Genomic DNA, 1,137 nt, shown 5'->3' with positions numbered 1-1,137 from the left:
CGACCCCCAGCACCACCGGCGCCACCATTACCAGTGACCGCCCGAGAGCCATCGGTGTTCACACCACCCAGACCACCGTTGCCGCCAGCACCACCGGAAGCACCAGCGGTGGCATCAACCTCCTCGGCAGTGCCGTTGACCCCGTCGGCACCGGCGCCCCCGGCCCCGCCATGACCGCCATTGCCGGCGATCCCGTCGTACCCGGACGCCGACCGTGATCCGCCGCCGCTGTCGCCGCCCAGACCACCACGACCAGCGTTGCCGCCAGCGCCACCATGCTGACCGTCATAGCCCTGGCCCTGCTGCCCATCACCGGCAGCGCCGTCAGCGCCATCAGCGCCATGACCGCCATTGCCGCCGTTGCCGCCCAGGCCACCCACCCCGTGGGCCCCGACGGTGGCACCGGCGCCACCCCGGCCGCCATCACCGCCAGCACCACCATCACCGGCGTGCTGGCCATCACCGCCGGGCACCGCGCCGTTTGCGCCGTTGACCCCGTTACCGCCGGCACCACCATCACCACCGGCACCGCCATCGCCTTGCGCCGCCTGCGACCCGTCGGCGTAGAAGCCGCCCATGCCGCCATCGCCACCATCACCACCGGTGCCCCCGGCGATCCCGTCGCGCTCCAGCGCGGTGCCGTTGGCCCCCAAGAAGCCCGCACCCCCGGCGCCACCCGCGCCGCCGGCACTGGCCGCCCCGTCCAGGCCCGCCGCACCCCCGGTACCGCCGGCGCCGGAGTCCCCGCCCCGACCACCGGCACCACCATGACCGGCATCGCGATGCTCGGCGGTGCCGTGCGCGCCCGCACCACCGGCACCAGCGGTGCCCGCATCACCGCCATCGCCGCCGGCACCGGCCTCGCCGGCTGCCCCGGCCGCACCGGCCGTCGCGGTGCCCGCCGCACCCCCGGCACCCCCGGTGCCGCCGGCTCCACCATGACCGGCGTCCCCACCGGCACCACCATTGCCGTCGCCGCCATCAGCCCATGACCCGGCCGCCCCCTGAGCACCACTGCCGCCGGCCCCACCAGCGCCGCCGGCCCCACCGGCACCGCCGGCGCCGGCATCGCCGAGCACCGCACCGCCGGCACCGCCGGCACCCCCGGCACCCCCCTGCCCGCCGGCACCGCCAGAC

At 77.1% G+C, this 1,137-nt stretch carries 2 protein-coding genes; both read left to right on the top strand.

What is annotated here, in order from left to right:
• The coding region (locus AWC02_RS22210; RefSeq protein ID WP_207568072.1) for a hypothetical protein at positions 1 to 218 on the top strand (218 nt) is incomplete at its 5' end.
• 57 nt (positions 219 to 275) lie between these two features.
• Positions 276 to 992 (top strand): hypothetical protein, encoded by a 717-nt coding sequence (locus AWC02_RS22040; RefSeq protein ID WP_165757926.1) that lies wholly within the window; start codon positions 276 to 278, stop codon positions 990 to 992.
• The last annotated feature ends 145 nt before the right edge of the window (positions 993 to 1,137 follow it).

This window comes from Mycolicibacter engbaekii (assembly GCF_002101585.1).
In the GTDB taxonomy this organism is placed as follows: Bacteria; Actinomycetota; Actinomycetes; order Mycobacteriales; family Mycobacteriaceae; genus Mycobacterium; species Mycobacterium engbaekii.
This window is presented reverse-complemented; position numbering and strand designations above follow the sequence as displayed.

Bases quoted from the DNA above. Each gene is read 5' to 3' on its own strand.
- AWC02_RS22040 (WP_165757926.1), top strand. From the start codon at position 276: ATGCTGACCGTCATAGCCCTGGCCCTGCTGCCCATCACCGGCAGCGCC.